A 25,673-nucleotide genomic window follows, 5' to 3' on the forward strand; every position below is an offset into this window, starting at 1 on the left:
AACACCTGATCGGCGCCCATTGACGCACCTGAGTTGTCAATGGGCGGTGGGTGGCGGCACCCGGCGGCACTGTCAGGATGGCCCGATGCCGTACGACATCGATCCGCGTCTGCTCCGCGCGTTCACCGCCGTCGCCGAGGAGCTGCACTTCACCCGGGCCGCCGCCGGGCTGCACGTCGCCCAGCAGGCGCTCAGCCGCGATATCCGGCGGCTGGAGCGGGAGGTGGGCGCCACGCTGTTCGTCCGGAGCACCCGGCAGGTCGCGCTGACCCCGGACGGGCAGCGGCTGTTGCCGTACGCGCGCCGGGTGCTGAGCGCGCACGACGAGCTGGCCGCGGCGTTCCGGCCGGCTCCCGAGCGGCCGCTGCTGGTCGACGTGCGGGCCCCGGTCGGCACCGCGCACCGGGTGCTGGCGGCGGCCCGGGAGCGGGTGGCGGACAGCGTGGAGCTGGTCGCCCGTTTCCACAGCGGGCTGGCCGGGGCGGCGGCCGAGGTGGCGGACGGCCGGCTCGATGTCTCCTTCGGCCGGATCGCCGCGCTGCCGGCCGCCGTACGGGCGCAGCTGAGCCACCAGCCGGTCCGGCTGGAGCGGATGGCGGTGCTGCTGCCCGAGGAGCATCCGCTGGCCGCCCGGCCGGCGGTCCCGCTCGCGCAGCTGGCCGGCGAGACGCTCTACGCGGGTGCCGGCAATCCGCGCACCGCGGAGTGGACGGAGCTGGCCGCGCGGCTCTTCGAGGGGCGCGGTATCGCGATGGCCGCGCCGTTCCCGGAGATCGAGGGCTCGCAGGAATTCGTCCGGGTGGTGCGCAAGCGGGGCTGGTCGGTGCTGGCGAGCGAGGAGTTCATCGAGGTGCCGGGGATGGTGCTGCGGCCGCTCGTGGAGCCGGTACCGCTGTCGCCCGTCTCGATGGTGTGGCGGCGGGGGCTGCGGCATCCGGGGCTGGACGCCCTGCGGGCGGCCGCCCGCGAACGGGCCGCGCGGCACGGCTGGCTCACGCTGCCCGACGACGCATGGTGGCTCCCCGAGGCGGACGCGCAGACGATGGGGACAGCTGCCTGACGCCACGTCAGGATTCGGCGGGTACCGAAAACCTACGGCGGCCCAGGCAACCCCGGGCGCCCGGAAGCTTTCCTTAACGGCAAGGAAGTGTGTGAGCAACGAACAGGGGAAATCCGTGCAACGGCGTTCACTTCTTGCGACAGTGGCGGCCGCGCTGACCTTGAGTGTCACGGCCGGCCTGGCCCTGACGGGCTGCGGCTCACCGCGGATGGCGGCCCTGCACGCCAACTGCCAGACCAAGGGCCTGCGGTGGAAGCTCACGGTCCTGAAGAAGAAGCCGCACACCCCGCACCGCGACGCCCGGCTGTCCGTCGTCAACACGGGCGACAAGCCCTGTGTGTTCCGCGGGTTCCCGGCCTTCGAGGTCCACCTCGGCAAGGGGCCGGAGTCCGACGCCCGCGGGCACGGCCGGATCATGCCGATAGACCTGCGACGCGGCGGCAGGGTGGTGACCAGCCTGCGCTACAAGGACTGCCGCCGGGGCGCCGCGTCGGACCCCTTCATGGTCAGCAACGATGTCGCCGTGGTGTCCGCACCGCGCGACTACCCGGGCCGGCGCGCGGTCGAGGTCCGTGACGAGGCGGGCAAACGCCAGGCGATGAACGTCTGCGCGGACTCGATATGGATGGGCGCGCCGTACGAAGCGGCCGAGTAGCGCCGGTTACGGGGTCGTTGCCGTAAGGGCGGAGCGAGCGGCGAACGAGGTGAATGCGGCCCAGGCGCCCGGCGAGAAGTCGAGGTGCGGGCCCTGGGGGGCCTTGGAGTCGCGGACGTGGATGGTGGCGGGGTGGGCGGCGACTTCTACGCAGGCGCCGCCTTCGTCGCTGCTGTGGCTGGACTTGTGCCAGGTGTAGGCGATTTCGAGGCAGTTGCCGCCTTGTTCGCTGCTGTAACTGGACTTGTGCCACTCGTATGCCACTTCGAGGCAGTTGCCGCCCTCGTCGCTGCTGTAGCGGGACTTGAACCATGTCAGGTCGGTCATTGCTCTCCTAGCAGCCGGTCCAGCAGACCCATGGTCTTTTCGGCGTTGAGGGCCTGCATTCGCAGCATTCCATATTTCTGCGTGAGGCTGCTGACCTTGTCCGGGTCCGAGATGAGGTGGCTGCCGATCTGCGTCTCGGAGTATGCGAGGTGTTGGTGGTCGGAGGTCTCCAGCAGCACGAACGGCCCGGAGAGGCCGGCATGGCTGGTGTTGCCGAACGGCATGACCTGGATTGCCACTCCGGGGAGTTCGGCGCATGCCCGCAGATGCCGCAGCTGTTCCCGCATGACCTCACGGCTGCCGAGGTGATCCCTGAGGACGGCCTCCGAGATGATGAAGCTGGCAATGACGGGTGCGTCGCGGTGCAGGACTTCTTGGCGTTCGAGTCGGGCTTCCACGCGCAGCTCGATCGTCTCCTTGCTCAGGGACGGAAGGTCGTTGCGGAATGTCGCGCGGGCGTACGGCCCTGTTTGCAGCAAGCCGGGAAGTACTTGGTTCTCGTACCCCGACAGGGAAACGGCCTGCTTCTCGTAGGTGATGAAGTCCTCCGCCCAGATCGGATACTTCTCCTTCGGCGGAAGCTTCCCCACCCCCGTAGCCAACGCACCGCCGGTCAGCAGGAGTTGATCGAACTCGGTCGCCAGGTGCGGCATCAGGACCCGCCTGCCCTGCTCGACGGAGGCGATGGTCTCCTCGGAGGCGGTGGTCCGTTCGCTGAGGCTGCGCTGGGTGAAGCCGGCCTTGATGCGGTACATCGCCAGTTGCGCGCCGATGACTTCCATCGCTGCGGAGTGCCGGTTCTTGGGTTTCTTTGGCGGCTGCATGGCCTTCCACTCCCCGTACTTGGATGCCCGTGACCGTGTGTGCGCCCGTACTCACCAGGAGTACGGGTCCACATAGCGCGTCAGCATAGTTACGGAGCGCGACCATCGTCGGAGGGAATGCGTAGATCATCCCCGCAAGGGCGGCCGCCCGGCCTCACCACCCCCCGCCCCACCCCGTGAGTGCAAGGTTTCGTCCGTGTCACCGGGCGGCACCGTACGGAAATCCGCCGTCCCTAGCGTCGAGGAGAGGACCTGACCCCTGGGAGGCGCAATGACGGCCGAGGCCGCGGAGACCCGTACCAATAGCCCCGACGACAATCCCGCCGCTGGCCGTGTGCGGCGGCGCGGTGGGCGGTGGATCGAGCACTGGGACCCCGAGGACGAGGCCTTCTGGGCCGAGACGGGGGAGCGGATCGCCCGGCGGAACCTGGTGTTCTCCGTGCTCTGTGAGCACATCGGGTTCTCCATCTGGAGCCTGTGGTCGGTGATGGTGCTGTTCATGGGGCCGGAGTACGGGATCGACCCGGCCGGGAAGTTCTTCCTGGTGGCGATGCCGACCATGGTGGGCGCGGTGCTGCGGGTGCCGTACACCTTCGCGGTGGCGCGGTTCGGCGGGCGCAACTGGACGGTGCTGAGCGCGCTGCTGCTGCTGGTGCCGGCCTCGGTGGCCGCGCTGGTGATCGAACCGGGCACCTCGTACGGCACGTTCCTGCTGGTCGCGGCGCTCGCGGGGGTCGGCGGCGGGAACTTCGCCTCGTCGATGACGAACATCAACTCCTTCTTTCCGCTGCGGAAGAAGGGGTACGCGCTGGGGCTCAACGCCGGTGGCGGCAACATCGGGGTGCCGGTGATCCAGCTGCTGGGGCTGCTGGTGATCGGGACGGCGGGGGCCGCGCAGCCGCGGCTCGTGCTGGCCGTCTATGTGCCGCTGATCGTGCTCGCGGCGGTGCTCGCGGCGCTGTTCATGGACAATCTCGCCCCGGTGACGAACGACACCGGCGCGGCCGTCGACGCCGCCCGGGAACCGCACACCTGGGTGATGTCCCTCCTCTACATCGGCACCTTCGGGTCGTTCATCGGCTACAGCTTCGCCTTCGGTCTGGTGCTGCAGAGCCAGTTCGCGCGCACGCCCCTCCAGGCGGCGTCGCTGACCTTCATCGGGCCGCTGCTGGGCTCGCTGATCCGGCCGGTCGGCGGGCGGCTGGCGGACCGGTTCGGCGGCGCCCGGATCACGCTGGGCACCTTCGCGGCGATGGCCCTGGCCACCGGGGTGGTGATCGGGGCGTCCGCGATGAAGTCGCTGCCGGTGTTCCTCGTCGGGTTCATCTCGCTGTTCGTGCTGTCGGGGCTCGGCAACGGCTCCACGTACAAGATGATCCCGGGGATCTTCCAGGCCCTGGCGGTGCGCCGCGGGCTGGCGGGGGAGGCGGCCGCGGCGTACGGGCGGAGGCTGTCGGGCGCGGCGATGGGGCTGATCGGGGCGGTGGGCGCGGTCGGCGGGCTGGCGATCAACCTCGCCTTCCGGCAGTCGTTCATGGCGACCGGCTCGGGCACGCCCGCGTTCGTGTCGTTCCTGGTCTGTTACGCGGTGTGCGGCGCGGTGACCTGGGCCGTATACCTGCGGCCCGCGGCGCCCGTACGGCGTACGGCGCAGGCCCCGGCCGCGGAGGGGGAGGCGCGCCCGGCGTACGCGGAGGTGTGAGCGACGGTCGTCGCGCGCGGGCGGCCGCATGGAGGGCGCCGCGGCCGCCCCCGCGCGACGCCCCGTAACCGCAGGGAAATACTGGAGGACCGGAGCTGTCACGTGCCGTTGGCACGCTGGGCTCTCGGCACCGCGTGCCGCCCGAGCCGCGGCGGTACGGGCGCCGCACGGCAGCACACCACTCTGGGCGAAGCGGGACGACCATGTACGAGCAGCAGCAGGAACACGGTGAGCAGGAGGGGACGGCGCCGGCCCCGGCCGTCCGGCCGCTGGACGGGTTCACCGTCGGCGTGACCGCGGCCCGGCGGGCGGAGGAACTCGGCGCGCTGCTGGAGCGGCGCGGCGCACAGGTGCTGCATGCGCCTGCGCTGCGCATCGTCCCGCTGCCGGACGACACCGAGCTGCTCGCGGTGACCGGGGACCTCATTGCCCATCCACCCGATGTCGTCGTGGCCACTACGGCCATCGGCTTCCGCGGCTGGGTGGAGGCCGCGGAGGGATGGGGGCTGGGCGAGGCGCTGCTGGACCGGCTGACCGGGGTGGAGCTGCTGGCGCGCGGGCCCAAGGTGCGCGGCGCGATCCGGGCCGCCGGGCTGACCGAGAAGTGGTCCCCGGCCTCCGAATCGATGGCCGAGGTGCTGGACCGACTGCTGGCGGAGGGCGTCTCCGGCCGCCGGGTGGCCCTGCAGCTGCACGGGGAGCCGCTGCCGGGGTTCGTCGAGGCGCTGCGGGCCGGCGGGGCGGAGGTCATCGGCGTCCCGGTGTACCGCTGGATGCCGCCGGAGGACATCGGTCCGGTCGACCGGCTGCTGGACGCGGTGCTCGCGCGCGGCCTGGACGCGGTGACCTTCACCAGTGCGCCGGCCGCCGCGTCGCTGCTGCGCCGGGCGGGGGAGCGCGGCATCCGCGAGGACGTGCTGGCCGCGCTGCGGCAGGACGTGCTGGTGGTGTGCGTGGGACCGGTGACGGCGCTGCCGCTCCATGAGGAGGAGATCCCCACCCTTCAGCCGGAGCGCTTCCGGCTCGGCCCGCTGGTGCAGCTGTTGTGCCAGGAACTTCCGTCCCGGGTGCGGGCGTTGCCGGTGGCCGGGCAGCGGCTGGAGATCCGCGGGCACGCCGCGGTGGTGGACGGCGCCCTGCGTCCGGTGCCGCCGGCCGGGATGGCGCTGCTGCGTACGCTGGCCCGCCGGCCCGGCTGGGTGGTCTCCCGCGCGGAGCTGCTGCGCGCGCTGCCGGGCGCGGGCCGCGACGAGCACGCGGTGGAGACCGCGATGGCCCGGCTGCGGGTGGCGCTGGGCGCGCCCAAGCTGATCCAGACGGTCGTCAAGCGCGGCTACCGGCTGTCGTTGAACCCACATGCGGAGACGGACAAGTACGGCGGGGAGTAGGGGAGCGGCCGGGCGGAGGGGGCCTTAGCGGCCGCGCGGGGCTCGGGGCCGGTCCGGCGGGGAGCGGCGGCCGGGCGCGGATCGGGGCCTCCCGCGAACCAAGCCCGCCCCGTCGGATCGGAGCCCGCACGCGCCCTACTCCGGGTTGTTCACGCGGATCTTCGACTGGCCGTGCGGCCGCTTCTCCCAGTCCTCCATGAAGCGTGCCTCCAGGCCGTGCCGGCGGGCCAGCTCCAGCAGGGTCTCGGTCCGGTAGTAGAAGTCCTCGCGCAGCACCTGGTGTTCGGGGCCCTCGGTGCGGTCGAAGGTGAAGTCGAAGAAGCCGCCGGGGGCCAGGATCCGGCCGACGTGGGCGAGGCACTCGTCGATGACCTCGGCCGGCGAGTGCGAGAAGACGCTGTGCGCATGGACGATGTCGAAATGGGCGGACGGCAGGAAGTCCAGCGTCAGGTCCTGGGTGATCGTCAAGTGCGGCAGTTTGTCCTGGAGTCCGTAGGTCGTCAGGGTCCGCTTCGCGGATATCAGGATGTCCGGCGAGATGTCGATGCCGTAGTAGTGGCCGGTGTGCAGATGGGCGATGAAGCGCCAGCCCGCGCGCAGATTGCCGCACCCGATGTCCAGCATCCGGTGGCCGGGCCGCAGACCGTGCTCCGCCAGGTAGTCGAACTGCATCTCGCCCAGCGCCAGCCAGCGTTCATGGCTGCGGCTGCCGACCGCGGCCTCCGGGTTGCGGCCGGCGTCGGAGGCCATCACCGCCCGGTAGTACGCGATGTGGTCGGGGTGCTTGAGGCGCAGCCAGGTGTCGCGGGCGGTGCGCTTGACGTACGGGGTGATCCGGGCCGGGTGGCGGACCGCGTACCCGATCTTGTGGGTCAGGCCGGCGCGGTTCGTGAGCAGGGACTTGCGCGACATGGAGACCTTCGTCCTGGAGTGGCTGAGGGCATTGCGACAGGCAGGCCGGCAGACGGACAAGCAGGCGGACGGACAGACGGGCAGGCCGGCAGACGGACGGGGCGGACGTACAGACAGCACAGGGCGGACATACGGACAGAATGGACGAACCGGAGCGTGAGAGCTCGCGGATCACCCGCCAACGGACTATACGCTAGATGTATACACGCAGGGTCTACCTGCCGCGTCCAGGTGCACTCCCTCCCCGGAGTGGCTGGCTCCGGAGGGTTCCGGCCGGACCGTGCGCCGGGCACTCTGGGGGCACAGGTGTGTGGTCCCTAAGGAGTGACAGGCACATGGCGGCGCATGGTGACCTGCGGTTCGACTGCGGGCGGATCTGCCTGGACCTGGCGGCCACGGCCGACGGCATCCCGGCCGAACGGCTCGCCGGCCCCGAGGAGTTGCGGGCCTGGCTGGTCGGCGCCGGCCTGGTGCCGCCCGGCACCCCGCTGGACGGTGTCGACGTCCGCTGGCTCGGCCGCTTCCGCGCGCTGCGGGAGCTGCTGCGCCGGGTGGTGCACGACGAGCTGCGGGACCGGGCGGCCGACGCCGATCTGGCGCTGCTCAACTCCGCGGCCGGGGCCGGAGCGCCGCCCGCCGTATGTGCCGTACGGAGCGCGGACGGCGTCCTGGCCCGCACGCTCCCCGGCCCGCCCGACTGCGCCGGGCTGCTGGCCGCGGTGGCCCGGGACGCGATCGGGCTGCTGACCGACGCGGAGGCCCGCCGGCAGCTCCGCCAGTGCGAGGGCGAGAGCTGCACGCTGGTCTACCTGGACACCTCCCGCGGCCGGCGCCGCCGTTGGTGCTCCAGCGAGGTGTGCGGCAACCGGGAGCGGGTGGCGCGGCACCGCAGGCGTACGACGGTGCGCAGGAAGCAGGAAGGAAGCGCCGGTCAGGGGCCCGTGCCCGGCGCGGAAAAATATTCCGCCGGCCGCTGAACACCCCGTCCGTCCCGTCCGTACTCCTCACTGCAAGTCCGATTCATGGCGCGGTCCCCGGCGATCTTGGGCGATCTGGGCTATCGACCCGGGAGTTGGAGTGCGTAAGGATGCCGTCGTGGCAGACAGGACGACACCTGACGAGGAGCTCATGCGAGCCCTCTATGACGATCATGCGGGCCCGCTTCTCGCCTTCGTCCTGCGATTGGTGGCGGGCGACCGGCATCGCGCGGAGGACGTGGTGCAGGAGACGCTGGTCCGTGCCTGGCGCAACGCCGATCAGTTGCAGCGGGCCACCGGATCCATCCGGCCCTGGCTGGTGACGGTCGCCCGGCGGATCGTGATCGACGGGCACCGCAGCCGCAAGGCGCGGCCGCAAGAGGTCGATGCGACGCCCCTGGAGACGATGCCCGCCGCCGATGTGATCGACCGGGCGTTGCGGCTGATGACGATCTCCGAGGCGCTGAGCGATCTGAGCAAGGCCCACCGAGAGGCCCTCGTCGAGACGTACTTCAAGGAACGTACGGTCAGCGAGGCAGCGCAAGTGCTGCGGGTGCCGGCCGGGACCGTGCGGTCCCGGGTGTTCTACGCGCTGCGCTCCCTGAAGCTCTCGCTCGAGGAACGAGGAGTAACGGAGTGACCCCGCCCATGCCGCCGGACCGGCACACCGACGTCGGCGCCTACGCCCTGGGCGTCCTGGACGCCGCCGACGCGGACCGGTTCGAGGCGCATCTCGTCGGCTGCGACCGGTGCGCGGCCGAGCTGGAACAACTGATGCGTCTCACACCGGTGATGGCGGAGTTCAAGCAGTCCGCCCCCACCCCGCAGACGATCACCGCCGTCCCCGGCCCGGCGATGCTGGACGGGCTGCTCGACGTGGTCACCACCACCCGGCGCGGCCGCGCCCGGCGCCGGCTGTTCCTGGTCGCCGCGGCCGTCGTACTGATCGTCGGCGGACCGGTCGCCACCTTCGCCCTGAAGGGGACGGAGGCTCCCGAGAGCCCTCCGTCGCCGCCGCTGGCGAACGCCGTCCGGGCCCAGTACGCGGCGGGCGAGAAGGTGAGCTCCGTCGACCCGGACACCAAGGTGTCGGCGGGCGTCTCCATGGCCGCCCGGCCCTGGGGCACCCAGGTCGTCCTTGAGCTCGCCAATGTCAAGGGGCCGCTCGCCTGCGACCTGGTCGCCGTCGGCAAGGACGGCAAACGGCAGACCGTCACCACCTGGGCCGTCCCCAAGGGCGGCTACGGCATCCCGGGCAGCACCGCGAAGTGGAACCGCGAGCCCCTGTACGCGGCGGGCGGCGCGGCCCTCAACCGCGGCGACATCGACCACTTCGAGATCAACACGCTGGACGGCAAGCGGCTGGCGAAGGTGAACGTCTGAGGCCCGCCCCCGGCGCCCCGGCCCGGTGCGGCCCGGGGCGCCGGTCACGCACCACCCCGTGCCGGACCGGCGCCTCCTCCGACCGGCCCCACCCGGAGCCACGGTCCGCGTCACCCCCGGAGCCATGGCCTGCATCAACATCCGACCGAACTCGTCCGACTTTGTCCTTCTGACCAGGTGCGCATGATGCCCGGTTCGCGTACGGTTGACGGCTGCCCTACGCACAGCAGAAGGGGACCTGGGTGGCCGCGCACAACGCCACGCACGCACCGGATCACGCTTCGGATTCCGTACGCGACCGTGAGATCGACGCCGAGCAGACGCATCTGGACCGCGTCTACCGGCGCCTCGAGGAGAAGATCCACGAGGCCGAGTTCCTGATGGACGACGCCGCCAAGCGCGGCCAGGTCGGCACGCCCGGCGCGTACGCCGAGCGCGACGCCCAGGTCTTCCAGGCCGGTGTCCATCTGCACCGGCTGAATTCCGAGTACGAGGACTTCCTCTTCGGCCGGATCGACCTGCTCCTCGGCAAGGACGGCAAGAAGGGCCCGGACGGGGCCTTCACCTCCGTCGAGCCCGCCGACGGCGCGATCGAGAACAACCGCGCCGAGATCGCCGAGACGCTGCACATCGGCCGCCTCGGGGTCCTCGACGCGGACTACTCCCCGCTGGTCATCGACTGGCGGGCGCCGGCCGCCGCGCCCTTCTACCGGGCCACCCCGGTCGCCCCCGGCCGGGTCGTCCGCCGGCGCGTGATCCGCTCCAAGGGCCGCAAGGTCCTCGGCGTCGAGGACGATCTGATGCGCCCGGAGGTCACCGCGACGCTGGGCGGCCGGGAGCTGCCGGCGATCGGTGACGGTGCGCTGATGGCCGCGCTGGGCCGGGCCCGCAGCCACACCATGCGGGACATCGTGGCCTCCATCCAGGCCGAGCAGGACATGGTGATCCGGGCCCCCGCCGCCTCCGTCACGGAGGTCGAGGGCGGGCCCGGCACGGGCAAGACCGCGGTCGCCCTGCACCGCGCCGCCTACCTCCTCTACCAGGACCGCCGCCGCTACGCGGGCGGCATCCTGATCGTCTCCCCGACGCCGCTGCTGGTCGCGTACACCGAAGGCGTGCTGCCCTCCCTCGGCGAGGAGGGCCAGGTCGCCATCCGGGCCCTGGGCTCGCTGGTGGAGGGCGCCGAGGCGACCGCGTACGACTCGCAGGCCGTCGCCCGGATCAAGGGCTCCGCGCGGATGCAGAAGCTGCTGCGCAAGGCGGCCCGCGGGGCGCTGGAACTGGCGGCTCCGGCGGCGCAGGACGGCACCGGCCCGGCCGCCGAGGCGGACCAGGACGGCCAGCTGTCCCTGGAGGACCTCTTCGCCCCGCCCCCGGACAGCGGCGCCGCGCAGGAGACCCGCCGCGCCCGCCGCACCCGCTCCAGATCCCCGCGGCCCGCCGCGGCCGCCCCCGCCCGGCTGCGGGTCGTCGCCTTCGGCGGCCGGATCGAGTTGGACGCCGACGAACTGCACGCCATCCGCCAGTCCGCGCTCGGCGGCACCGCACCGGTCAACCTGCTGCGCCCGCGCGCCCGCCGGCTGATCCTGGACGCGCTGTGGGCCAAATCCGGCGCCGCCCGCCGCTACACCGACCCCGAACTCGCCGCCGAGGCCCGCGAGGGCTTCGACGAGGACATCACCACCGAGCACGACTTCCAGGAGTTCCTGGACGCCTGGTGGCCCGAGCTGACCCCGCGCGGCGTACTGGCCGCGATGGCCGACGAGCGGCTGCTGGGCCGCTGGGCCCGCCGGACCCTCAACCAGCGCGAGGTCCGCCAACTGGCCCGCTCCCTCCAGCGGCTGGACGCGCGCGGACACGGCCCGCTGTCGGTGCACGACGTGGCGCTGCTGGACGAGCTGCAGCTGATCCTCGGCGCCCCGATGCGCCCGGCCCGCCCCCGCGAGGCCGATCCGCTGGACCATCTGACGGGCCTGGAGGAGCTCACGACCTACGCCGACCGCAACGGCGGCGGCCGCAGCCGGCGCGAGCGGCTGGAGGAGGAGCGCACCGACTACGCCCATGTCATCGTCGACGAGGCGCAGGACCTGACGCCGATGCAGTGGCGGATGGTCGGCCGCCGCGGCCGGCACGCGACCTGGACCGTGGTCGGCGACCCGGCGCAGTCCTCGTGGTCCGACCCGGACGAGGCCGCCGTCGCCCGCGACGAGGCGCTCGGCACCCGCCCGCGCCGCCGCTTCACGCTCACCGTGAACTACCGCAACCCCGCGGAGATCGCCGACCTGGCGTCCCGGGTGCTGGCGCTGGCGATGCCCGGTATGCAGTCGCCGAAGGCGGTCCGCTCCACGGGCCTCCAACCCCGCTTCGCGCTCACCTTCGACGGCAGCGGCCCGGCCGGCGACGAGGCGCTGGCACGGGCCACGGTCGCCGAGGCCGAGCGGCTGCTGGGCGAGGTGGACGGCACGGTCGGCGTCGTGGTGGCCATGAACCGCCGCGAGCAGGCCCGCAGTTGGCTGGCCCCGCTCGGCGACCGGGTGGTGGCGCTGGGCTCCCTGGAGGCCAAGGGGCTGGAGTACGACGCCACCCTCGTGGTCTCGCCGGCCGAGATCGCCGATGAGTCCCCGGCCGGCCTACGGGTCCTGTACGTGGCGCTGACCCGGGCCACCCAGCAGCTGACCGTCCTGTCGGCCGAGCGGGACGAGCCGGACGCGTCCGGCGTGCCCGATCTGCTGCGGGACTGAACCCGGCCGGCCCTGCCCGGCACCCGTACGGCGGCCCCGGCCGGGCGCCGGGCACCGCCGTACGAGGGGTCTTCAGATCGGCCCCCCGGGACGGGATTCGCTTCCGGGGATGGTTTGTTAGCCTTGGTGACGGCACCGGCTCGATCCAAGCCCCCGGGCCCAACCATCGTCGCTACGAGCGACCACTTGCCGCGAGGCGAGCATGGCGGGTCGGTGCCGCTTGATCGTCGACTACGGGCGTCTCTCCTGCGGGAGAGGCGCCCGCAGTCGTTCGGTGCCGGCTGAACGGCCGGCGACGGGCGGATGGCCGTTGCCCGAGATGTTCCTCAGGGCCGCTCACCGGGGTTCCGCACCCCCGCTCACCTCTCGTATGGTGAAATCTCCTTTCCGAAAGTCGTGGCTGGTTACCGCGTACCGGCAGGTAGGTGCGACGATCGGTCAACATTGCTCCGGACCCGGTACCCCCGGGCCACGGAGCCGCTTAGAGAGCACCAGGGAAAGCAGAGGAAGTCGGCCATGGCAACGGCGCCCAGCGTCTCGTACTCGATGACGGTTCGGCTGGAGGTCCCTGCCAGCGGGACCGCGGTCAGCCAGCTCACCACGGCCGTGGAGTCCTCCGGCGGCTCGGTCACCGGCCTCGACGTGACGGCATCCGGCCACGAGAAACTCCGGATCGACGTCACCATCGCCGCGTCGTCCACCGCGCACGCGGACGAGATCGTCTCCAAGCTGCGCGGCATCGAGGGCGTCTCGCTCGGCAAGGTCTCCGACCGTACCTTCCTGATGCACCTCGGCGGCAAGATCGAGATGTCGTCGAAGCACCCGATCCGCAACCGTGACGACCTCTCCATGGTCTACACCCCGGGTGTCGCCCGCGTCTGCCAGGCCATCGCCGACAACCCCGAGGACGCCCGCCGGCTGACGATCAAGCGCAACAGCGTCGCGGTCGTCACCGACGGTTCCGCGGTGCTGGGCCTCGGCAACATCGGCCCCAAGGCCGCGCTGCCCGTCATGGAGGGCAAGGCGGCCCTCTTCAAGCGCTTCGCCGGCATCGACGCCTGGCCACTGTGCCTGGACACCCAGGACACCGACGCCATCGTGGAGATCGTCAAGGCCATCGCCCCCGGCTTCGCCGGCATCAACCTGGAGGACATCTCCGCCCCGCGCTGCTTCGAGATCGAGGCGCGGCTGCGCGAGGCCCTGGACATCCCGGTCTTCCACGACGACCAGCACGGCACCGCCATCGTGGTGCTCGCCGCGCTCACCAACGCCCTGCGCGTCGTCGGCAAGAAGACCGAGGACGTCCGGGTCGTGATGTCCGGCGCCGGCGCGGCCGGTACCGCCATCCTCAAGCTGCTGATCGCGGCCGGCGTCCGGCACGCCGTCGTCGCCGACATCCACGGTGTGGTGCACGCCGGCCGCACGGACCTGGTCGACGCCGACCCGGACTCGCCGCTGCGCTGGATCGCCGACAACACCAACCCCGAGGGCGTCACCGGCACCCTCAAGGAGGCCGTGGTCGGCGCGGACGTCTTCATCGGCGTCTCCGCGCCCAACGTCCTGGACGGCGACGACGTCGCGAAGATGGCCGACGGCGCGATCGTGTTCGCCCTGGCCAACCCGGACCCGGAGGTCGACCCGACCATCGCCCGGCAGACCGCCGCCGTCGTGGCCACCGGCCGCTCCGACTTCCCCAACCAGATCAACAACGTCCTGGTGTTCCCCGGTGTCTTCCGCGGCCTCCTCGATGCCCACTCCCGTACGGTGAACACCGAGATGATGCTGGCCGCGGCCGGCGCCCTCGCGGACGTCGTCCTGGAGGACGAGGTCAACCCGAACTACATCATCCCCAGCGTCTTCAACGAGAAGGTCGCCGGAGCGGTGGCCGACGCGGTCCGGAACGCGGCGAAGAGCGGCGAAACGGCTGTGACAGCTGCCACGACGCTCTGAGTCGGCGCGTCGCTGGACACGCCGTCGTTGGGGCGCCCATAGGGTGGCGGGCAGCAAGCGACCGCCGCCCTGTGGGGCCGGCCCGGAGCGGGAATGATACGGAGCGTGACCACCAACGAGGCAGTGGCACTTTTCGTGTGACCCTCCTGGGTGCCGGATTGGCTTTACCGCCGCAGGTAGGGGCAGGATGCGTAATCGGGCGCGAGGGTCTGGCACCAGACCCGGGTCCGGGGACTGTCCGAGGACCCTGGCAGCATCGGCTTCGATCTCACGCCTCATTGGCAAGAAGAACACGGGAGTACAAACATGAACCGCAGTGAGCTGGTGGCCGCTCTGGCCGATCGCGCCGAGGTGACCCGCAAGGACGCCGACGCCGTTCTGGCCGCCCTCGCCGAGGTGACCGGCGAGGTCGTCGCCAAGGGCGACGAGAAGGTCACCATCCCCGGCTTCCTGACCTTCGAGCGCACCCACCGTGCCGCTCGCACCGCGCGCAACCCGCAGACCGGCGACCCGATCCAGATCCCGGCCGGCTACAGCGTGAAGGTCTCCGCGGGCTCCAAGCTCAAGGAAGCCGCCAAGGGTAAGTAAGACCCTCAGCACGGCACGCCAGGGCGGCCATCCCTTCCAGGGATGGCCGCCCTGTCACGTTCCACGGCGCGGACGGCCGGTGGACGGCCGGATCCGGCCGTCCGCGGTCAACGGGAAGTCCGCCGGGCGTACGCCCGCCAGCGAGGCCGCCAGAGCCCTGCAGGGGCCGGAAATGCCGCCCGGCGCGGCCGGATCCGCCGGCGCCCCCGCGCCGGGCGCCGCCGGGGCGCCCCTGGGAGCGTCCTCGACGGCCGGACGTCCGCGCGACCTTGGCGGCGCCGCACCGGTCCCGTCCCGGTCCCGTACGGGACCGCCGTACGGGTGAGACCTGGGCCGCGGGAACGGACGGCTTGAACGGTGCGTGGCGCCCGCCGAGTTGTCCTGCCGTATGCGGGACGCCGCACGGCAGCGGGCCCCGGCGGTGTACGCCGGGGCCCGCTGCCGTCGAGAAGACCGCTGTGCCGTGGTCAGTTGCTGCGCAGTGCGCCGTTCGGGAGCTCGACCTTGGCGCCCAGCTCCACGAGCTTCTCCATGAAGTTCTCGTAGCCGCGGTTGATCAGGTCGATGCCGTGCACCCGCGAGGTGCCCTGCGCCGCCAGCGCCGCGATGAGATACGAGAAGCCGCCGCGCAGGTCGGGGATGACCAGGTCGGAGCCCTGCAGCCGGGTCGGTCCGGAGACGACCGCGGAGTGCAGGAAGTTGCGCTGGCCGAAGCGGCAGGCGGAGCCGCCCAGGCACTCCCGGTAGAGCTGGATGTGTGCGCCCATCTGGTTGAGCGCGGAGGTGAATCCGAGCCGGGACTCGTACACCGTCTCGTGCACGATCGACAGGCCGGACGCCTGGGTCAGCGCAACGACCAGCGGCTGCTGCCAGTCGGTCTGGAAGCCGGGGTGGACGTCGGTCTCCAGGGCGATGGCGTTGAGCGAACCGCCCGGGTGCCAGAAGCGGATGCCCTCGTCGCCGATCTCGAAGGCGCCGCCGACCCGGCGGAAGGTGTTGAGGAAGGTCATCATCGACCGCTGCTGCGCGCCGCGGACGAAGATGTTGCCCTCGGTGGCCAGCGCCGCGGACGCCCAGGAGGCGGCCTCCAGGCGGTCCGGGAGGGCGCGGTGGGTGTAGCCGTCGAGTTTGTCGACACCGGTGATCCGGATCGTCCGGTCGGTGTCCATGGAGATGATCGCGCCCATCTTCTGCAGTACGCAGATGAGGTCCTCGATCTCCGGCTCCACGGCGGCGTTCGACAGCTCGGTGACGCCCTCGGCCAGGACGGCGGTCAGCAGCACCTGTTCGGTCGAGCCGACCGACGGGTACGGCAGCCGGATCTTGGTGCCGCGCAGCCGGTGCGGGGCCTCCAGGTACTGCCCGTCGGCGCGCTTCTCGATCGTCGCGCCGAACTGGCGCAGCACGTCGAAGTGGAAGTCCACCGGGCGGCCGCCGATGTCGCAGCCGCCCAGGCCGGGGATGAAGGCGTGGCCGAGGCGGTGCAGCAGCGGGCCGCAGAACAGGATCGGGATCCGCGAGGAACCCGCGTGGGCATCGATGTCCGCGACGTTGGCGCTCTCCACGTGCGACGGGTCGAGGATCAGCTCCCCCGGCTCGTCACCCGGGCGTACCGTCACGCCGTGCAGCTGCAGCAGCCCGCGCACCACGCGTACGTCGCGGATATCGGGCACATTGCGCAGCCGGCTGGGGCCGCTGCCTAGGAGGGCGGCGACCATGGCCTTCGGTACAAGGTTCTTCGCGCCGCGAACCCGGATCTCGCCCTCAAGCGGGGTGCCGCCGTGGACAAGCAGTACGTCGTCAGTAGAGACGGTCATGGATCTCGCGTTCCTGGAGACGGGCAGGGGCCAAGCTGAAATGGTAAGGGCGGCCGGGGGTGACTCCGTAGGCCCGTGCAGGTTTCGCGTGTGTAATGGCTTTGCGACAACACGCTCCGCTACCTTCCGCCTTGGATCTGTAATCGACCTTTGGCTGAAATTGCCAGGGATTGTCTTGAATGGGCTATCTGGTGCCGAGGTCGTGCGCCGGTGCTGCCGCCGTACGCCCTGCCCTGCTCTCGCACGGGCCTCGGCGTTGACTCCCCGCTCCGGGCAGAAGTGCGGGATCATGTGGCCATGACCGAGGTGTCCTCGCTCACAGGGCGGCTGCTCGTCGCGACACCCGCGCTCGCTGATCCGAACTTCGACCGCGCGGTGGTGCTGCTCCTCGACCACGACGAGGAGGGCTCCCTCGGCGTGGTCCTCAACCGACCCACCCCGGTCGGCGTGGCGGACATCCTCGCCCCCTGGGCCGCGCTGGCCGGCGAACCGGGGGTGGTCTTCCAGGGCGGCCCGGTGTCGCTGGACTCCGCGCTCGGGGTGGCCGTGGTGCCCGGCGGAATGTCCGGCGAAGGCGGCGTCCCCTCCGTGGACGGGAGCGCACTGGCGGGCGGGGACGGCGCGGAGCCGGCCGGCGCCCCCGCCGCCCCGGCCGCGGACCGGGCGGACGTCCAATCGGGTGACGAGCCGCTGGGCTGGCGCAGGGTGCACGGCGCGATCGGTCTGGTCGACCTGGAGGCTCCGCCGGAACTTCTCGCCGCGGTGCTCGGCAGCCTGCGGATCTTCGCCGGGTACGCGGGCTGGGGCCCGGGCCAGCTGGAGGACGAGCTCGTCGAGGGCGCCTGGTACGTGGTCGAGTCCGAGCCCGGCGATGTCTCCTCGCCCGACCCGGAGCAGCTGTGGCGCGCGGTGTTGCGCCGCCAGCGCAACGAACTGGCGATGGTGGCCACGTATCCGGACGACCCGTCGCTGAACTGAACCCTGTCCGGGCGCGGGTGCGCGTCGGCCGGGCGACTGCCCCGCAATTCGGCGCGGGGCCCCGAATTTTGTTGACGACTGGATTATTGTGACGGCTCGGTCATGGGGAATTGTCGGACCCCGTCGCTAGGGTTCGGTGGTGACAGGCGGGTGTGCGGCCGCGTCGGCGGGGCCGCGCCGGACAAGCGGGGGAGAGCGCCATGCACAGGCCGAGCGTGCCCGAGGACCTCGACCATCCGGAGCGCCTGTGGGCGCGCGCCGCGACCCTGGCGGTGGTGGCCGCCGGCGTGGACGACGGCGACGAATACAGCTGGGGCCGCAACGGCCTGCAGTGCTGGAACGACGGCGGCAGCTACTGGTGGCGGCTGCAGCTCTTCGAGGGCGGCCGGGCCCTGCTGTGCGGCCAGGACTCGGACGGCAGCTACACCCACGACGGCGGCCGGCAGATCGACTTCCTGGCCGGCGGCCCCGAGTGGCTGCCCTGGGAGCGGCTGCGGGAGGACGCCGAGGGCAATCTCCTCGGGTTCGTCTACTGGTGGCAGGACGGCGGCTGGGCCCGTGCGCCCTACCCCGCGAAGATGCCGGACGACGGCCTGGAGATGGCGATGAACTGGGCGGCGCCCGGTGACGCCGCGATCGACAAGCTCGTCGAGGACCTCGTGGCACGGGCGGAGACGGAGGTCGACCCCGGTGCGGCGGTCCGTGCCTTCCTCGCCATCGCCGCGGCCCGCACGGTAGCGGCGCCGGACATCGCGGCGCTGCTGGACGCGGTCTGCGACAAGGACTCCTGGTACGACGTCCGGCCGGATGCCGCGCTGGCCTTCGCCGCGCAGCTCGGCCTGACGGCCGGGGACCGGGGCGGTATGGCGGTCGCCTCGTAGTCCTGGGGGTCGTGCGCCCGGCCCGGCACCGGCACCGGGCCGACGCTCCCGGGTTGTGGCGGGCGTGAGTACCCTTGGCTGTTATGAGCACTGTTGAGCCCGAGCGCGGGGCAGGTACGGGGACCCTCGTAGAGCCGACACCGCAGGTGTCGCACGGCGACGGCGACCACGAGCGCTTCGCCCACTATGTCCAGAAGGACAAGATCATGGCGAGCGCGCTCGACGGCACGCCCGTCGTGGCGCTGTGCGGGAAGGTCTGGGTCCCGGGTCGCGACCCGAAGAAGTACCCGGTCTGCCCCATGTGCAAGGAGATCTTCGAGTCCATGGGCGCCGGCGGCGACAAGGACAAGGGCGGCAAGGACGGCGGCAAGAAGTAACCGCCGCGGACCGTAACTCCCGGCCGGCGACGGCCGGTCGTGCGCGCGCGAGTGCAAGCGCAAGCAGGGTGACGATCTGAGGACACGGCCCGTCCGGCTGTGCGTCGTGCGGCGGTTGCGGTGACGCCCCGCCTCGGTATGGGCCCGGGTCCTTCGTGGACCGGGGCCCCTCGGCGTTCCGGGCCTGTGCAGGGTGTGGGGACCCCTGGTGCGTCAACCCCAACGTACTGGCACCCACCGACAACACCCTGCGGTTCTACGAGCGTGCGCTGTGCTGGCGGAGGTCCTGGCGCTCTTCCCGTCGCCGTTCGTGCACCTCGGCGGCGACGAATGTCCCAAGAGCCAGTGGCGGGCGTCCGCCACCGCCCGGACGCGGAGGGCCGGGCTGCCGTCGGCCGGCGAGGGCGCGCTGCAGAGCTGGTTCCTCGGGCACTTCGACCGCTGGCTCGCCGCCCGCGGCCGCCGGCTGATCGGCTGGGACGAAATCCTGGAGGGCGTCCACCGCTTCGAGCCGGTGCCGCCCGAACTGTCCCCGGAGCGGGCCGCGCACGTCCTGGGCCCCAGGTCAACGCCTGGGCCGAGGTCATGGACAGCCAGCAGCGCCTCGCCCACCAGGACTTCACCCGGCGGATGGCCGTCCACTACGCCCGTCCCGACGCCCTCGGTGTCGACCACCGCCCGCCCGGCGGCCCCCTCCCCGGCAGAAACGGCCCGGAGTCCTCGGACGCCCGATCGACGGGGCGCCCCCAAACGTGTGAGCCCCGGTGCAAGGAGGGCGCCCGTAAGGCCGGTCCCTGGGACGGTGGTGCGGTACGGCGGTCCCCCCGCACCTGCCGTACCGAGCACCGCATGTGCCGGCGGGCGCGTCCCGCTGCACCTTTCCGGGCGCCGCCGCCGACGCGTCACACCGCAGTGCCCGTACCGTCGGTGGCGGACGAAACCGGACGAGAACCCTGTCCCGGGACCGACCGCCGCTTCGTGGACCCTCGCGCCGAGGGCCCGGGAAGATGTGCCAGAGTTGCCACGTCCGGGCTGTGAGCACGTACCGTACGGCGGAGCGGAACTGCCGGGACACCGGGGAAGGGGCAGCTGGCTTGACCACGCACGCACCGCACGCGTCGCACACGGTGACGTTGCCGGCCTCGCTCGACGAGGCGGTGGCGGCGCTCACCGCCATGCCCACCGCCGTGCCCGTCGCGGGTGGCACCGATCTCATGGCGGCGGTCAACGCCGGACACCTCAGACCCGCAGCCCTGGTGGGTCTCAACCGGATCAGTGAGATGCGCGGCTGGCAATACCTGGACGGCCATGCGCTGCTCGGTGCCGGCCTGACCCTCGCCCGTATGGGACGCCCCGACTTCGCCGCCCTGATCCCCGGCCTGGCCGCGGCCGCCCGCGCGGCCGGCCCGCCGCAGATCCGCAACGCCGGCACCCTCGGCGGCAACATCGTGACCTCCGCGCCCACGGGGGACACCCTCCCGGTGCTCGCCGCCCTCGAAGCCACGGTGATCATCGCCGGCCCCGGGGGCAGCCGCCGGGAGATCCCGGTCAGCCACCTCCTGGCCGGCCGCGAGATGCTCAACCCCGGCGAACTCGTCGGCTTCGTACGGGTGCCGCTGCTGCACGCCCCGCAGACCTTCCTCAAGGCCACCGGCCGCACCGGCCCCGGCCGCGCCACCGCCTCGGTGGCGCTCGTCCTGGACCCGGCCCGGCGCGGGGTGCGCTGCGCGGTGGGCGCGGTCGCCGCGATGCCGCTGCGCCCCCTGGAGGCCGAACAGTGGGTGGCCTCGCTCATCGACTGGGACGGCGAACGCGGCCTGGTTCCCGAGGCGCTGACGGCCTTCGGCGACTATGTCGCCGCCGCCTGCATCCCGGACCCGGCGCCGCCCGAGGACGGTTCGGAACCGGCCACCCTGCCGCCGGCCGCACTGCACCTGCGCCGTACGGTGGCAGCCCTGGCCCGCCGCGCACTGGGGAGGGCGCTCTCATGAGTGAGCGCAGCGAGCGCAGCATGGGGGTCCCCCCGGCCGGAGGCTGGGGGAGAGTCATGGAGAGGTGCGCGCCTCGCGAATGCGAGGCCGAGCGAAGTGAGGGCTCGGCATGAGCGACGCCGACAACCGCCATCCGTATCAGCCGCACCCCGAACAGGGCTGGCAGCCGCTGCCGCAGGGCGGCGAGTACGAGTCGGAGGCGACGGCCTTCGTACAGCTCCCGGAGGGCTTCACCAGCGGGATCTACCAAGGACGGGCGCCCCGTTACGGCACCCCGGGTGCCGAACCGCTCGCGGCCCCCGGCCACGGCTACACCCCGCCGTCCTCCTTCACGCCGCACACCGGCCCGCCGCCGGCCCCGGACGCCGACCCGTCCGCCACCGGCCAGTGGACGATGCCGTTCGCGGACCGCTCGGCCGGATACGCCGACCCGTCCGCCGGATACCCGGCCCATGCCGAGCAGGCGCCCCACCAGGGCCACTCCGCGGCGTACCACAGTGGCGCCCCCGAGGCGGCCCCGCCGTGGGGCGAGCGGGTGGACTGGCCCGTGGCGGGCAGCCCGGAGGCGGGCGGCACGGGGACCTGGTCGGTCCCCGCGGCGGCGGACGACGGACCGGAGGAATCCGGCGAGTATCTGCTCGGCGACGACGAACTGACGGGGCATACGGGACTTACCGGCGGCTATCCGGGCGCCCATGGCCACCAGCGTTATCCGGGGCATGCGGGGCATCCGGGCCTTACGGGGCACGGCGCTGCCGCCGGCTACCAGGACGGCGGAAACCCGGCCGCGTACGACGGGGCACCGAGCCAGGCGGACGCCGAAGAGGCCGCCCGGACCGGGCACTGGAACTTCACCGCCGGGCTGGATGCGGCGGGCGGGACGCAGGCGCACCCCGCGCAGCCGCAGGAGGCCGCGCACGGCGGGGAGGCGCACGGCGGGGACGCGCACGACCCCTTCGGGGTCCCCGCGGGCGACCCGTACGCACGCGAGCGCGGTCTTTCCGGCCATGGCGCCGAGCCCGAACTGCCCGGCAGCGGCGACCCGTACGCGACGGGCGGTGGCCTGCACCCCGCGGCCGGCGAGGCGACCGGGCACTGGTCGCTGCCGGCCGATGCGCTGGCCCAGTGGCCGCCGGCCACGGAGGCGGCACAGCCGTCGCGCGACGGTGCGCCGGAGCGGCAGGAGGCGGCCGAACCGTCCGATGCGATGGCGGACATGCCCGACATGACCGGCGTGGCTGGATGGCCGGCCCCGGGAATTGACGGCGAACAGCCGCAGGATCCGGGCGACTTCGCGCACCCCGACGACCCGGCCGAGTCCGCCGCGCCCGAGGACGACGGCGCCGCGCAGGACGCCCCGCAGGGGACCAACGAGCCCGGCGCGCACACCGAGCACGGCGCGCACCCGGACCCCGACGACTTCGCGGGCCCGGAGGACTTCGCGGGCCCGGAGGACGGCAGGGACGCTGACGACGGTGCCGGCACGGACGACCGCGTCGCCGACGGCACCGCCGGCGACGGGGAGCCCCTCGCCGGCATCGAGCCCCTCGCCGACGCCGTCGACTCGGACCCGGTGTCCGGCTCCGGCCTCGATGTCCAGGGCGATCACGACGATCACGACGAACACCCCGCCGCCTCCTTCGTGCTGCGGGTGAACGGCATCGACCGGCCGGTCACCGACGCCTGGATCGGCGAATCACTGCTCTACGTCCTGCGTGAGCGGCTCGGCCTGGCCGGCGCCAAGGACGGCTGCTCGCAGGGTGAGTGCGGGGCGTGCTCGGTCCAGGTGGACGGCCGGCTGGTGGCATCCTGCCTGGTGCCCGCGGCCACTACGGCCGGCAGCGAGGTCCGTACCGTCGAGGGGCTCGCGGAGAACGGCGTGCCCTCCGACGTACAGCGCGCGCTCGCCGCGTCCGGTGCGGTGCAGTGCGGCTTCTGCGTACCGGGGATGGCCATGACCGTCCACGACCTCCTGGAGGGCAACCACGCCCCCAGTGAGCTGGAGACCCGCAAGGCACTGTGCGGCAACCTCTGCCGCTGCTCCGGCTACCGGGGTGTACTGGACGCCGTCGACGAGGTCGTCAAGGCCCGCGCGGAGGCCGCCGACCCCGCGGAGGACGAGACGGGCGGCGAGGCGCCGCCGGACACCGCCCGTATTCCCCACCAGGCGGGCCCTGCCGACCCCATGGGCCACGCCCCGCACGACCAGGATCCGCACATGGGAGGCTCCGCATGAGCGAGCGCAGCATGGGGGTCTCCCCGGCCGGCGGCCGGGGGAGCAGCAGGGTGAGGTGCGCGCTGAGCGAATGCGAGGCCGAGCGAAGCGAGGTTTCGGCATGAGTGGCACGTCCGACGGCGCAGCTGCCGTCACCGCGACCCCTGCGGCGGGCGTCCAGATCCCCGACGAGCCACCGCCGCACGGCCTGGGCGTCTCCCTGCCGTCCGAGGACGCGTCGGCCAAGACCGAGGGCACCTTCCCGTACGCCGCCGACCTGTGGGCCGAAGGGCTGCTGTGGGCCGCGGTGCTGCGCTCCCCGCACCCGCGCGCACGGATCCTGTCCATCGACACCAAGCACGCCGTGGAGATGCCGGGCGTACGCGTCATCGTCACCCACGAGGACGTCCCCGGCGACGCGGCGCACGGCCGGGGCACCGCCGACCGCCCGGTCTTCGCCAAGGACGAGGTCCGCCACCACGGCGAGCCGATCGCCGCGGTGGCCGCCGACCACCCCGACACGGCCCGGCTGGCCGCCGCCGCCATCGCCGTCGAGTACGAGGTCCAGGAGGCGGTCACCGACCCCCAACTGGCCTTCGAGGCCGAGCCGCTGCACCCGGACGGCAACCTCATCCGGCACATCCCGCTCCGCTTCGGCGACCCCGACGCCGTGGGCGAGGTGATGGTCGAGGGGCTCTACCGGATCGGCCGTCAGGACCCGGCGCCCATCGGGGCCGAGGCGGGGCTCGCGGTGCCGCGCCCCGACGGCGGCGTGGAGATCTACACCGCCTCCACGGACCCCCACACCGACCGCGACCTGGCCGCCGCCTCCTTCGGTCTCGCGCCGGAACAGGTCAAGGTCGTGGTGACCGGCGTCCCCGGTGCCACCGCCGACCGCGAGGACCCCGGAGTCTCGCTCGCGCTCGGCCTGCTGGCGCTGCGTACGGGCTGCCCCGTCAAGCTCGCCGCCACCCGTGAGGAGTCCTTCCTCACGCACGCCCACCGCCACCCCACGCTGCTGCGCTACCGCCACCACGCGGACGCCGACGGCACGCTGGTCAAGGTGGAGGCGCAGATCCTGATGGACGCCGGTGCCTACGCGGACACCTCCGCCGACGCGCTGGCCGCCGCCGTCTCCTTCTCCTGCGGCCCGTACGTCGTCCCGCACGCCGTCGTGGACGGCTGGGCGGTGCGCACCAACAACCCGCCGTCCGGCCATGTGCGCGGCGAGGGTGCGATGCAGGTCTGCGCCGCTTATGAGGGTCAGATGGACAAGCTGGCCGCCCGGCTGGGCCTGGAGCCCGACGAGATCCGGCTGCGCAACGTCATGGCCACCGGTGATCTGCTCCCTACGGGGCAGACGGTGACCTGCCCGGCCCCGGTGGCCGAACTCCTGCATGCCGTCAAGGAAGCGCCGCTTCCCGAACTGCCCAAGGATGCACCCGAAGCGGAGTGGCTCCTGCCGGGCGGACCCGAGGGCGCGGGGGAGCCGGGCGCGGTGCGCCGCGGCGTCGGCTACGGGCTGGGCATGGTGCACATGCTCGGCGCGGAGGGGACCGACGAGGTCTCCACCGCCACCGTCAAGGTCAGCGGCTCGGTCGCCACCGTCATCTGCGCCGCCGTCGAGACCGGTTCGGGGTTCTCCACCCTGGCGCGGCAGATCGTGCAGGAGACCCTCGGCGTCGAGGAGGTGCACGTCGCGCCCGTCGACACCGACCAGCCGCCGGCCGGCCCGGCCTGCCACGGCCGGCACACCTGGGTCTCCGGAGGCGCCGTCGAACGCGCCGCGAAGATGGTCCGTACGCAGCTTCTCCAGCCGCTGGCGCACAAGTTCGGCATGTCCACCGAGCTGCTGCAGATCAACGACGGCAAGATCACCTCCTACGACGGGGTGCTCAGCACCACCGTCGCCGAGGCGCTGGACGGCAAGGAACTGTGGGCCACCGCCCAGTGCCGGCCGCATCCGAGCGAACCCCTCGACGAGAGCGGTCAGGGCGACGCGTTCGTCGGTCTCGCCTTCTGCGCGATCCGCTGTGTCGCCGATGTCGACATCGAACTCGGCACCATCCGGGTCGTGGAGATGACCGTCGCCCAGGATGTGGGGCGGGTGCTCAACCCCCGCCAGTTGCGGGCCCGTATCGAGGCCGGTGTCACGCAGGGGCTGGGTGCCGCCCTGATGGAGAACCTGCGGACCACCCGCGGTCAGGTCCGCCACCCCGACCTGACCGGCTACGCCCTGCCGACGGCCCTGGACGCCCCGGACATCCGCATCGTCAAGCTCGTCGAGGAGCGGGACGTGGTCGCCCCCTTCGGCGCCAAGCCCGCCAGCGCGGTCCCGGTCGTCACCTCACCGGCCGCCGTGGCCTCCGCGGTCCGCGCCGCCACCGGCCGCCCCATCGGCCGCCTCCCGATCCGCCCGCAGGCGGCGGTGGCACAGGTGGTGCAGCAGTAGGGGTGGGTGGGGGTGGGTTTTTCCGGCCGCCCCGGCTGGGTGATTTCTCCGCAGTCCCGGCTGGGTAATCTCCCCGTCGCCTCGGCTGGGTAATTTCCCCCGCCGCCCCGGCTGGGTAACTTTCCCGCCGCACCGTGCTGCGTAATTTCCCCGCCGCTGTATTTTCCCCGCCGCCCACCCCCCTTCGGGGGGTGGGCGGGTGTATGTGGGCCGGTTCGGGTTCGGTTCGTGCGCGCGGGGTGCGGGGGGCGGGGTGCGGGGGCGTGGGGTGGGGCTGCTGCGGGGCCGCGGGGGTGCGGGCCGCCGACTTCCGGGACATGTGCGCGGGTACGTGCGTCAGTCACGTGATGCGTGAGCCACGTGGTGCGTGAGTGTGGCTGGCGGCGACTTCGGGCACGCTCGCGCACGACGGGTCGGCTCACGCCCGGGGCCGCGCACGGTGCCGCGCCGGGCCC

20 protein-coding genes and 1 pseudogene are annotated in these 25,673 nt (G+C 72.6%); 17 read left to right on the top strand and 4 right to left on the bottom strand.

Annotated features, from left to right (window positions below; genetic code table 11):
* Positions 1 to 85: 85 nt before the first annotated feature.
* Complete coding sequence (locus CPH93_RS21470) at positions 86 to 1,060, top strand: LysR family transcriptional regulator (RefSeq protein ID WP_093648903.1); 975 nt, start codon at positions 86 to 88, stop codon at positions 1,058 to 1,060.
* Positions 1,061 to 1,151: 91 nt separating this feature from the next.
* Positions 1,152 to 1,715, top strand: a complete 564-nt coding sequence (locus CPH93_RS21475) for a DUF4232 domain-containing protein (RefSeq protein WP_231976911.1) — start codon at positions 1,152 to 1,154, stop codon at positions 1,713 to 1,715.
* A 6-nt stretch (positions 1,716 to 1,721) separates the two neighbouring features.
* On the opposite strand, the gene CPH93_RS21480 is transcribed toward CPH93_RS21475, so the two are convergent.
* Together CPH93_RS21480 and CPH93_RS21485 are read right to left on the bottom strand one after the other, a co-directional pair.
* Positions 1,722 to 2,042: a DUF397 domain-containing protein gene (locus CPH93_RS21480; RefSeq protein ID WP_096213774.1), complete on the bottom strand. Its 321-nt coding sequence runs from the start codon at positions 2,040 to 2,042 to the stop codon at positions 1,722 to 1,724.
* On the bottom strand, positions 2,039 to 2,824 hold the full coding sequence (locus tag CPH93_RS21485) for a helix-turn-helix domain-containing protein (protein WP_096213775.1): 786 nt from the start codon (positions 2,822 to 2,824) through the stop codon (positions 2,039 to 2,041). The genes CPH93_RS21480 and CPH93_RS21485 overlap by 4 nt, the downstream gene beginning before the upstream one ends.
* Before the next feature lie 313 nt (positions 2,825 to 3,137).
* On the opposite strand from CPH93_RS21485, the gene CPH93_RS21490 reads away from it, so the two are divergent.
* Positions 3,138 to 4,568 carry a nitrate/nitrite transporter gene (locus CPH93_RS21490; protein ID WP_231976912.1) on the top strand — a complete coding sequence of 477 codons (1,431 nt, stop codon included), beginning with the start codon at positions 3,138 to 3,140 and terminating at the stop codon, positions 4,566 to 4,568.
* A gap of 203 nt (positions 4,569 to 4,771) precedes the next feature.
* Entirely contained in the window at positions 4,772 to 5,956 is a 1,185-nt protein-coding gene (locus tag CPH93_RS21495) for a uroporphyrinogen-III synthase (RefSeq protein ID WP_093483467.1), read from the top strand.
* A gap of 135 nt (positions 5,957 to 6,091) precedes the next feature.
* Here CPH93_RS21495 and CPH93_RS21500 read toward each other — a convergent pair whose 3' ends face one another.
* Positions 6,092 to 6,868, bottom strand: coding sequence for a class I SAM-dependent methyltransferase (locus tag CPH93_RS21500; protein WP_096213776.1), 777 nt, complete (start codon positions 6,866 to 6,868; stop codon positions 6,092 to 6,094).
* A gap of 335 nt (positions 6,869 to 7,203) precedes the next feature.
* Between CPH93_RS21500 and CPH93_RS21505 the strand changes: the two genes are divergently transcribed.
* From CPH93_RS21505 to CPH93_RS21530, 6 genes are all read left to right on the top strand, one after another.
* Entirely contained in the window at positions 7,204 to 7,845 is a 642-nt protein-coding gene (locus CPH93_RS21505; RefSeq protein WP_096213777.1) for a CGNR zinc finger domain-containing protein, read from the top strand.
* A 100-nt stretch (positions 7,846 to 7,945) separates the two neighbouring features.
* Positions 7,946 to 8,485 (top strand): sigma-70 family RNA polymerase sigma factor, encoded by a 540-nt coding sequence (locus CPH93_RS21510; protein ID WP_093483464.1) that lies wholly within the window; start codon positions 7,946 to 7,948, stop codon positions 8,483 to 8,485.
* On the top strand, positions 8,482 to 9,228 hold the full coding sequence (locus CPH93_RS21515) for an anti-sigma factor family protein (protein WP_096213778.1): 747 nt from the start codon (positions 8,482 to 8,484) through the stop codon (positions 9,226 to 9,228). Before CPH93_RS21510 ends, CPH93_RS21515 begins: the two co-directional genes overlap by 4 nt.
* Positions 9,229 to 9,470: 242 nt before the next feature.
* The gene (locus CPH93_RS21520) at positions 9,471 to 11,969 is read left to right on the top strand and encodes a HelD family protein (protein ID WP_096213779.1); all 2,499 of its coding nucleotides are present in this window, start codon (positions 9,471 to 9,473) and stop codon (positions 11,967 to 11,969) included.
* Between the two features lie 516 nt (positions 11,970 to 12,485).
* Positions 12,486 to 13,919 (top strand): NAD-dependent malic enzyme, encoded by a 1,434-nt coding sequence (locus CPH93_RS21525; RefSeq protein WP_173909860.1) that lies wholly within the window; start codon positions 12,486 to 12,488, stop codon positions 13,917 to 13,919.
* Positions 13,920 to 14,225: 306 nt separating this feature from the next.
* Positions 14,226 to 14,507: an HU family DNA-binding protein gene (locus CPH93_RS21530; protein WP_006605312.1), complete on the top strand. Its 282-nt coding sequence runs from the start codon at positions 14,226 to 14,228 to the stop codon at positions 14,505 to 14,507.
* A gap of 467 nt (positions 14,508 to 14,974) precedes the next feature.
* Here the strand turns inward: CPH93_RS21530 and murA are convergent, their stop codons facing one another.
* On the bottom strand, positions 14,975 to 16,324 hold the full coding sequence (gene murA / locus CPH93_RS21535) for a UDP-N-acetylglucosamine 1-carboxyvinyltransferase (RefSeq protein WP_006605313.1): 1,350 nt from the start codon (positions 16,322 to 16,324) through the stop codon (positions 14,975 to 14,977).
* 297 nt (positions 16,325 to 16,621) lie between these two features.
* Here murA and CPH93_RS21540 point away from each other — a divergent pair, with 297 nt between their 5' ends.
* From CPH93_RS21540 to CPH93_RS21570, 7 genes and pseudogenes are all read left to right on the top strand, one after another.
* Positions 16,622 to 17,302 carry a YqgE/AlgH family protein gene (locus tag CPH93_RS21540; RefSeq protein ID WP_093483460.1) on the top strand — a complete coding sequence of 227 codons (681 nt, stop codon included), beginning with the start codon at positions 16,622 to 16,624 and terminating at the stop codon, positions 17,300 to 17,302.
* Between the two features lie 200 nt (positions 17,303 to 17,502).
* The gene (locus CPH93_RS21545) at positions 17,503 to 18,183 is read left to right on the top strand and encodes a hypothetical protein (RefSeq protein ID WP_093483459.1); all 681 of its coding nucleotides are present in this window, start codon (positions 17,503 to 17,505) and stop codon (positions 18,181 to 18,183) included.
* Between the two features lie 83 nt (positions 18,184 to 18,266).
* Positions 18,267 to 18,560 carry a DUF3039 domain-containing protein gene (locus tag CPH93_RS21550; RefSeq protein WP_078568732.1) on the top strand — a complete coding sequence of 98 codons (294 nt, stop codon included), beginning with the start codon at positions 18,267 to 18,269 and terminating at the stop codon, positions 18,558 to 18,560.
* Between the two features lie 200 nt (positions 18,561 to 18,760).
* Positions 18,761 to 19,318 (top strand): annotated as a pseudogene (locus CPH93_RS21555) (family 20 glycosylhydrolase); the annotation flags it as partial.
* 336 nt (positions 19,319 to 19,654) lie between these two features.
* Positions 19,655 to 20,551, top strand: a complete 897-nt coding sequence (locus CPH93_RS21560; protein WP_093483458.1) for an FAD binding domain-containing protein — start codon at positions 19,655 to 19,657, stop codon at positions 20,549 to 20,551.
* A 109-nt stretch (positions 20,552 to 20,660) separates the two neighbouring features.
* Entirely contained in the window at positions 20,661 to 22,787 is a 2,127-nt protein-coding gene (locus CPH93_RS21565) for a 2Fe-2S iron-sulfur cluster-binding protein (RefSeq protein ID WP_096213780.1), read from the top strand.
* Between the two features lie 100 nt (positions 22,788 to 22,887).
* Complete coding sequence (locus CPH93_RS21570; protein WP_096213781.1) at positions 22,888 to 25,218, top strand: xanthine dehydrogenase family protein molybdopterin-binding subunit; 2,331 nt, start codon at positions 22,888 to 22,890, stop codon at positions 25,216 to 25,218.
* Positions 25,219 to 25,673: the final 455 nt, after the last annotated feature.

The organism is Streptomyces sp. 2323.1, assembly GCF_900221035.1.
GTDB classification, from domain to species: Bacteria; Actinomycetota; Actinomycetes; order Streptomycetales; family Streptomycetaceae; genus Streptomyces; species Streptomyces sioyaensis.

What these genes read in the sequence shown, in the direction of transcription:
- CPH93_RS21470 (WP_093648903.1), top strand. Translation starts at nt 86, where the DNA reads ATGCCGTACGACATCGATCCGCGTCTGCTCCGCGCGTTCACCGCCGTC.
- CPH93_RS21480 (WP_096213774.1), bottom strand. Translation starts at nt 2,042, where the DNA reads ATGACCGACCTGACATGGTTCAAGTCCCGCTACAGCAGCGACGAGGGC.
- CPH93_RS21485 (WP_096213775.1), bottom strand. Translation starts at nt 2,824, where the DNA reads ATGGAAGTCATCGGCGCGCAACTGGCGATGTACCGCATCAAGGCCGGC.
- CPH93_RS21490 (WP_231976912.1), top strand. Translation starts at nt 3,138, where the DNA reads ATGACGGCCGAGGCCGCGGAGACCCGTACCAATAGCCCCGACGACAAT.
- CPH93_RS21495 (WP_093483467.1), top strand. Translation starts at nt 4,772, where the DNA reads ATGTACGAGCAGCAGCAGGAACACGGTGAGCAGGAGGGGACGGCGCCG.
- CPH93_RS21500 (WP_096213776.1), bottom strand. Translation starts at nt 6,868, where the DNA reads ATGTCGCGCAAGTCCCTGCTCACGAACCGCGCCGGCCTGACCCACAAG.
- CPH93_RS21505 (WP_096213777.1), top strand. Translation starts at nt 7,204, where the DNA reads ATGGCGGCGCATGGTGACCTGCGGTTCGACTGCGGGCGGATCTGCCTG.
- CPH93_RS21525 (WP_173909860.1), top strand. Translation starts at nt 12,486, where the DNA reads ATGGCAACGGCGCCCAGCGTCTCGTACTCGATGACGGTTCGGCTGGAG.
- CPH93_RS21530 (WP_006605312.1), top strand. Translation starts at nt 14,226, where the DNA reads ATGAACCGCAGTGAGCTGGTGGCCGCTCTGGCCGATCGCGCCGAGGTG.
- murA (WP_006605313.1), bottom strand. Translation starts at nt 16,324, where the DNA reads ATGACCGTCTCTACTGACGACGTACTGCTTGTCCACGGCGGCACCCCG.
- CPH93_RS21540 (WP_093483460.1), top strand. Translation starts at nt 16,622, where the DNA reads ATGACCGAGGTGTCCTCGCTCACAGGGCGGCTGCTCGTCGCGACACCC.
- CPH93_RS21545 (WP_093483459.1), top strand. Translation starts at nt 17,503, where the DNA reads ATGCACAGGCCGAGCGTGCCCGAGGACCTCGACCATCCGGAGCGCCTG.
- CPH93_RS21550 (WP_078568732.1), top strand. Translation starts at nt 18,267, where the DNA reads ATGAGCACTGTTGAGCCCGAGCGCGGGGCAGGTACGGGGACCCTCGTA.
- CPH93_RS21565 (WP_096213780.1), top strand. Translation starts at nt 20,661, where the DNA reads ATGAGCGACGCCGACAACCGCCATCCGTATCAGCCGCACCCCGAACAG.
- CPH93_RS21570 (WP_096213781.1), top strand. Translation starts at nt 22,888, where the DNA reads ATGAGTGGCACGTCCGACGGCGCAGCTGCCGTCACCGCGACCCCTGCG.